General features: G+C 70.2%; 7 protein-coding genes. 4 read left to right on the top strand and 3 right to left on the bottom strand.

The window, feature by feature from the left end:
* Window positions 1-1,955: cation:proton antiporter (locus tag GJ633_RS12295; RefSeq protein WP_394351153.1), on the top strand; the 1,955-nt coding region annotated here is incomplete at its 5' end.
* 100 nt (window positions 1,956-2,055) lie between these two features.
* Window positions 2,056-3,870, top strand: a complete 1,815-nt coding sequence (locus tag GJ633_RS12290; RefSeq protein ID WP_394351152.1) for a Na(+)/H(+) antiporter subunit D — start codon at window positions 2,056-2,058, stop codon at window positions 3,868-3,870.
* 131 nt (window positions 3,871-4,001) lie between these two features.
* Here the strand turns inward: GJ633_RS12290 and GJ633_RS12285 are convergent, their stop codons facing one another.
* Window positions 4,002-4,355, bottom strand: coding sequence for a MarR family transcriptional regulator (locus GJ633_RS12285; RefSeq protein WP_156589063.1), 354 nt, complete (start codon window positions 4,353-4,355; stop codon window positions 4,002-4,004).
* Between the two features lie 25 nt (window positions 4,356-4,380).
* Window positions 4,381-5,178, bottom strand: coding sequence for an NRDE family protein (locus tag GJ633_RS12280; RefSeq protein ID WP_321169062.1), 798 nt, complete (start codon window positions 5,176-5,178; stop codon window positions 4,381-4,383).
* Between the two features lie 106 nt (window positions 5,179-5,284).
* On the opposite strand from GJ633_RS12280, the gene GJ633_RS12275 reads away from it, so the two are divergent.
* Window positions 5,285-6,355 (top strand): glucose 1-dehydrogenase, encoded by a 1,071-nt coding sequence (locus GJ633_RS12275; RefSeq protein ID WP_156589061.1) that lies wholly within the window; start codon window positions 5,285-5,287, stop codon window positions 6,353-6,355.
* Window positions 6,342-6,974 (top strand): transcriptional regulator GfcR, encoded by a 633-nt coding sequence (gfcR, locus tag GJ633_RS12270; protein WP_156589060.1) that lies wholly within the window; start codon window positions 6,342-6,344, stop codon window positions 6,972-6,974. The genes GJ633_RS12275 and gfcR overlap by 14 nt, the downstream gene beginning before the upstream one ends.
* Before the next feature lie 31 nt (window positions 6,975-7,005).
* On the opposite strand, the gene GJ633_RS18530 is transcribed toward gfcR, so the two are convergent.
* Window positions 7,006-7,112: carotenoid oxygenase family protein (locus tag GJ633_RS18530; protein WP_197431328.1), on the bottom strand; the 107-nt coding region annotated here is incomplete at its 5' end.

Raw genomic sequence — 7,112 nt, 5'->3', positions numbered from 1 at the left:
TCGCGGCGTTCCTCATCGTCGCGTCGTACCGCTCGCCGAACGTCCGCGAGGGCTGGACGGTCGCGGCCGCGCTCGCGAAGTTCGGGATCGTCGCCTCGATGCTGCCGGCCGTCCTCGACGGGGCGGTCTTCGAGACGTCGCTCGGGACGTTCCTGCCCGGGATCGAGTTCGTGTTGCGGGCGGACGCGCTCGGCATGCTGTTCGCGTTCCTCGCGAGCGGGCTGTGGATCATCACCTCGTTTTACAGCGTCGGGTACATGCGCGGGCTCGACGAGCCCAACCAGACCCGCTACTTCGCCGCGTTCGCGGTGGCGCTGTCGACGACGATGGGGATCGCGTTCGCGGGCAACCTCGTGACGATCTTCGTGTTCTACGAGCTGCTGTCGATCGCGACGTACCCGCTCGTCGCCCACGACGAGACGGCGGAGGCGCGCTCGGCCGGGCGGAAGTACCTCGCGTACACGATGTTCGGCGGCGGCGTGCTCGTGCTCGCCGGCACCGTGCTCGTGTACCTGCTCGCGGGCACGGTCTCGTTCACGCCCGGCGGGATCCAAGAACTCGCGAACGCCGATCCCGGCCTGGCGATGCTCGCCTTCTTCCTGCTCGCGGTCGGGTTCGGCGTGAAAGCCGGGATCATGCCGTTACACCAGTGGCTCCCCGAGGCGATGGTCGCGCCGACGCCCGTCTCCGGGCTGTTACACGCGGTCGCGGTCGTCAAGGCCGGCGCGTTCGGCGTCTCGCGGGTCGTCCTCGACGTGTTCGGCCCCGAACTCGTCTTCGACCTCTCGCTGCCGTTCGGCTTCACCGCCGGGCTCGTCCTCTCGACGATCGGCGCGATCACGCTGACGGCGGCCTCGCTCATCGCCCTCCGGAAGGACCACCTGAAACAGCGGCTCGCGTACTCGACGGTGAGCCAGCTGAGCTACATCGTGCTCGGACTCGGGCTGTTCGGGTGGTACGGGCTCGTGGGCGCGCTGTTGCACATCCCGGCGCACGCGTTCATGAAGCTCACCCTGTTCTTCTGTGCGGGGAACCTGCACGTCTCGACGCACACCGACTACATCTCGCAGATGGCGGGGATCGGCAAGCGGATGCCGCTCACCATGGGGGCGTTCACCGTCGCCTCGCTCGGGATGGCCGGGATCCCGCTTCTGGCCGGGTTCGTCAGCAAGTACTACATGCTGATCGGCGGGGTACAGATGGGGATGGAGCTGACGCCGATCGGCTACTACCTCGCCGGCGCGCTGCTGCTCTCCGGCGTGCTCAACGTCGCGTACTTCTGGCCGGTGATCTACACCGCCTTCTTCGAGGCCGAGGACGCCCACGACGCGAAGCCGCTCGTCGACTTCCCGATGGGCGGAGAACGGCGGTCGACGCTGCCCGCCACGGACGGCGGCCGGCCCGATGGCGGACGCGACGACGAGAGCGACGACGCCGACAACGGTGACGAGAACGACGACACCGCCGGCAACGGTGACGAGAACGACGACGACGCCGTCGACGACATCGTCGAGGACGCCGGCGCCCCCGCGGCGGACGCCGACGCCGCGGCGGGCGCGGACGCCTCGGACATCCCCGACGCGGAGTTCGACGACCTCCCGACCGACGAGGAGGGCGTGGTCCGCCCGGACTTCGACGCGAGCGACCGCGACTTCTCGGAGCCGGCGGCGCGCGTCGACACCGGTGACTACGCGGTCGATCAACGCCCCTCCGACGCCGACGTGCCGTTCGGCGTCGGGCGCGACGAGGCCCAAGGCGAGACCGCCGGGAGGGAGAGAGAGCGCGATACTGACGACCACGACGCCGACGACCAGGACGGCCACGATGGCGATCACGACGACCACGCCCACCACGGCGGTCCGCCGCCGGAGGGTGGGCGCACGTCGCGGGGCTCGCCGCCCTCCGCGGGCGCGAGTCGACGTGGTTCACCCTCGGGCCGATCCTCGCCGCGATGAGCCTCGCGGTGCTGCTCGGCGTGATCCCCTACGAGATGGGCTTCCTGGAGCTGATCGAGCGCATCGTCGACACGCGGCTCCCCGAGGAGGTGGGACGCCCGTGACCGCCGTCCTTCCGGCGCTCGCCGCGTCGCCCGTGGTGACCGCGACCGGGGTGCTCACGTCGATCCCGCCGTACGTCCTGATCGCGTTCGCGGCGCTCGCGGTGCTCGCGCTCCCGCGGCGGGCGGGTCACGCGGTCGCCGCGCTGGCGACGGGGTTCACCTTCGTCCAGGCGGTGCTGCTCGGCGACGGCGGAGCCGGCGCCCACCTCGCGACGACGTTCCTCGGGTTCGACGTCGTCTTCTTCAACGTCGACCAGTTCTCGCTACTGATGGGCGTCGTCGTCGGGTTCCTCGCGACGGCGGCGGTGCTGTACGCGTACGGCAGCGAGGCGCCGACGTGGGTGACCGCGTTCGCGCTGATCTACGTCGCCACGACCGTCGGGACGATCTACGCCGGCGACTGGCTCACCCTGATCTTCTTCTGGGAGCTGATGGCGGTCACCAGCACGCTGCTCGTCTGGCAGCACGGCGGCGCCGCGGTGCGAGCGGGGTACCGCTACGCGCTGTACCACGGCACCGGCGGGACGATCCTGCTCGCGGCCGTGATCGTCCACTACGCGAACGCCGGCACGTTCCTGTTCTCGGCGACGGCCGGGCTCCACCCGGCCGCGGCGCTGCTCGGGGCGGTCGGGATCGGGATCAACTGCGGGTTCGTCTTCCTCCACAGCTGGCTGCCCGACACCTACCCGCGTCCGCACGTCGCGGCGTCGGTGTTCCTCTCGGTGTTCACGACGAAGACCGCGGCGTACGTGATGTACCGCGCGTTCCCGGAGGGCGGGATGTGGCTCGCGTACATCGGCGGGTTCATGGCGGTCTACGGCGCGTTCTTCGCGCTGCTCCAGTACGACCCCCGTCGGCTGCTGTCGTACCACATCCAGGCGCAGGTGGGGTACATGCTCGCCGGGTTCGGCCTCGCGACCGCGGTCGGCGAGTTCGCCGTCACCGGCGGCTTCGCGCACCTGTTCAACAACGTCCTCTACAAGAGCCTGCTGTTCATGGCCGTCGGCGTCGTGATCTACCGGACCGGCGTCGAGGACATCCGCGACATGGGCGGGCTCTGGCGAGTGATGCCGCTCACCTTCCTGCTATACGTCGTCGGCGCGGCCTCGATTACCGCCGTCCCCGGCTTCAACGGGTTCGTCTCGAAGGGAATGGTGCTCGACTCCGCCCACGAGATCCACAACTACGTGCTGCTCCTAGACAGCGGACTGCTCTGGTGGCTGCTCGTCCTCGGCGGCGTGGGGACGTTCATGTCGTTCATCAAGCTGGGCTACTACGTGTTCTTCCACGGGTCGGCGACGCTGTCGCCCGACGACGCCACCGCGTTCCAGACGGCCGGGATGGTGCTGGCCGGCGGGGCGTGCGTCTTCTTCGGCGTCTTCTACACCCAGCTGATCGAGCTGATGCCCTTTACGGATCTCATCCTCAGCGACGAAGTCTACTTCAAACCGTACAGCCGGAGCCACCTGACCGAGAGCGCCGCGCTGCTCGTCGCCGGCTTCGCGGGCTTCTTCGCGCTGAAGCGCCCGCTCGGCTGGCTCGCCCACCGGATGCCCGACGTCGACGCCGTCCTCTTCCCGGCGGCGTTCTACCTCGGCCGCGGGTCGGTCTGGGGCGTCACGGAGCTGTGGGCCGCCGTCGACCGCGTCGTGATGGACCTGGTCGGCGTGATCGAGTGGACCGCGATGCACCCGCGAGAGGCGGTCTCGCGGCTCGGCCTCGACGTCGAGATTCGGACCGGGATCGGCCGGAGCGTGCTCCTGTTGACGCTCGTGGCCGGCGTCGCCCTGTTCGTGTTCGCGCTGAGCTGACACGATCCGGGGTACCGGGTACCGGCCGCTGTGACGAGGAGGGGCGGCGTCGCGAGAATCGAAACGGAGAGAACGAGGAAAGGAAGTTCGATGGCGGGTCGGACGGGGTTGTTCGACGGCGGGTCGGGCGCCTAGTACTCCTCGTACGCGAGGTTCATCATCCACTGCGAGAAGGCGTCGGACTGGGGGTCGACCTCCTCCTCGCCGATGAACGGCGACAGCATGTCACCGGCCATCAAAAGCGAGAAGTCGAGGTCGCGCGGGGCGGGCTCCAAGTAGTAGGTGTTGTGCCCGTCGTAGACGGTTTCCTCGCGCTGGATGAGTCCGGACTGCTCTAACGCCTCCGCGATGCGGCTCCCCTTCCGCGAGGAGACGTCGAGTTCCTTCCAGAAGTCGCTCTGGTGGATGCCGCCGGTCTCGCGGATGAGTTCGAGGCCGGCGCGTTGGTCCGCCGACAGGTCGGCCTCGAGGTCGGACGCGCTCATGTCCAGATGGCCGCCCGCGAGTCGCTTAAAACTGGCCTTCCGCGCCGTCGCCCCCGGAGGAGCCGTCGGACCGGAACGCCGACGGCAGCGACACGGGCTCCGCGGGGGTCTCGCAGGGCGGGCCGTCCGCGAAGGCGAACGCCGGGTCCGGCCCGGTTCGGATCCGCGTGAACGACCGCGTCCCGTAGCCGTCGCCGTGGATGCAGGCGCCGTACTCGTGGTCGGCGAGGCAGTCGCTCGCGCGGTCGAGCCACCGCTCGCCGTCCTCGCCCGGTTCGGGGACGAGCGCGCCCGCGATCCGCCGCGCGCTCTCGACGCGGTCGGCGCCGAACTCGCGGCGCCGGTCGGGCACCGCGAACCGCTCCGTGCCGTTCACCACGCCGCCGACGTTGCCGAGGACGTGGACGCCGGGGTCGAGCCGCGTGACGGCGAGTCCGCCGTCGTACGAGAGGAAGAACGCCGCGACGTCGTCGGCGAGGACGAGGTTGAACCCCTCGTACGCGCGGGAGTCGAGTTCGCGCTCGACGGTCCGGACCGCGGCCTCGGCGGAGCCGGCCGCGAGACAGTCGCGGACCAGGAGCCCGCGGGACCGGTCGCCCTCGCGGTCGGCCTCGAGCCACCGGTTCGTGACGGCGACGACGAGCCCGGTCGCGGCGAGCCCGATCCACGTCCCGCCGGCCTCGGCGTCGCGCGGGGCGACGTACGCGCCACCGTCACGGAGTGCGGGCGGCTCGCTGGGCCGGTCGTGCGCCTCGTCGCGGTTCGCGGCGAGGGCGACCGGGGCGTCGCCGAACGTCCGCCAGGCGAGCGTGAGCGTGCACACGCCCCGCGGTTCGGTCGACGACAGGGAAAAACCCGCGGTCAGGTCGGTCCAATTCTTTACTCGGAATAAAAGAAATCTTTTGACCGCTCGTCACCTCGGTCGGATCATGAACGTGATAGCCGTCTACGAGGGGGCAGACGAGCCGGTCGTGACGGAGAAACCGCGACCGGAGCCGGCGGCCGGCGAGGCGCTCGTCCGCACGCTGCGCGTCGGGGTCGACGGGACGGACCACGAGGTCATCGCCGGGGAGCACGGGGGCGCCCCCGAGGGCGAGGACCACCTCGTGTTGGGCCACGAGGCGGTCGGCGTGGTCGAAGACCCCAACGACACGCCGTTCGCGGTCGGCGACGTCGTCGTGCCGACGGTTCGGCGGCCGCCGAACGGGGCGAACGAGTACTTCGCGCGCGGCGAGCCGGACATGGCGCCGGCCGGCGAGTACCACGAGCGCGGCATCGTCGGCGCCCACGGGTTCATGGCCGAGTACTTCACCAGCCCGGCGGAGTTCCTCGTCGAGATCCCGCCCGCACTCGCCGACTGGGGGTTCCTCGTCGAGCCCGTCTCGATCGCGGCGAAGGCGATCGAACACGCCCACGCGAGCCGGTCGGCGTTCCACTGGGACCCCGAGTCGGCGCTCGTGTTGGGGAACGGCTCGCTCGGGCTGCTGGCGGTCGCGACGCTCGACGAGGCGTTCGACCGGATCTACTGTCTCGGCCGCCGGGAGCGCCCCGACCCGACGATCGACGTCATCGAGTCGCTGGGCGCGACGTACGTCAACTCCAACGAGACCCCGGTCTCGTCGGTCCCGGCCGCGTACGAGCCGATGGACTTCGTCGTCGAGGCCACCGGCCACGCCCCGCACGCCTTCGAGACGATCGAGGCGCTCGCGCCCAACGGCGTCGGCGCCCTGCTCGGCGTCCCCGGCGACTGGGCGTTCGAGGTCGACGGCGGCCGGCTCCACCGCGAGTTCGTGCTCCACAACAAGGCGCTCGTGGGCAGCGTCAACTCCGGCTACGAGCACTTCGAGACCGCCGTCGACGCGCTGTCGCGGTTCTCCGCGTCCTTCCTCGACGATCTGGTCACCGGCGTCTACGGGATCGACGAGTTCGAGGCCGCGTTCGCGGATGACGACACGACTATTAAAACGGCGGTCGAATTCGGCTCATATGAAGAACGTTGACGACCTGATAGACAGCGCGGCCGAGCTCGCGGAACACGGTCTCTCGAAGGGGGAGATCGCCGACGAGCTGAACGTCTCACGGGAGACCGCGAGCTGGCTCGTCGAGCGAGGCGGCGGCAACGACGCGGTCGAGTCGACCGAGACGGCCTCCACCGCCGACATCCACGTCGACTGGTCGGCGCTCGGGCGCGACTCGACCCGGCTGCGGTACGCCGCGAGCGCGATGGCGGACCTGCTGGCGAAGGAGGGCGAAGCGGTCGATCTCACCGTCGGCATCGAGAAGGCCGGCGCGCCGCTCGCGACCGCGGTCGCCAACCAGCTCGACACGGACCTCGGGACGTACGCCCCCGCGAAACACCAGTGGGAGGAGGGCGACATCGACGAGCAGGGCGGCGGGTTCTCGCGGAACTTCGCCGCGATCCGCGACCGTGACTGCTACGTCGTCGACGACATCATCACCTCGGGGACGACGATGCAGGAGTCGATCGACGCGATCCGCGAGCAGGGCGGCGAGCCCGTCGCGTGCGTCGTGCTCGTCGACAAGATGGGGTACGACGAGATCGACGGCGTCCCGGTGTACTCGCTCGTCGACGTCGTCCGCGTCGACCGCGACGAGTAGTCGGGAAGCCGCCGGACGCCGGATCCAGACCTCACTCGCCGGACGCCGCCCGCAGCTCCGGGAAGTACCGACCGTGGAAGTCGAACGGGGTCGCGTGCGGCAGCGTCGCGCGGGCGCGCTCCGCGAAGGTCTCGCCGT

This window comes from Halorubrum sp. CBA1125 (assembly GCF_009742825.1).
GTDB lineage: Archaea > Halobacteriota > Halobacteria > Halobacteriales > Haloferacaceae > Halorubrum.
The sequence above is the reverse complement of the archived record's forward strand: the minus strand, read 5'-3'. Positions and strand labels throughout refer to the sequence as shown.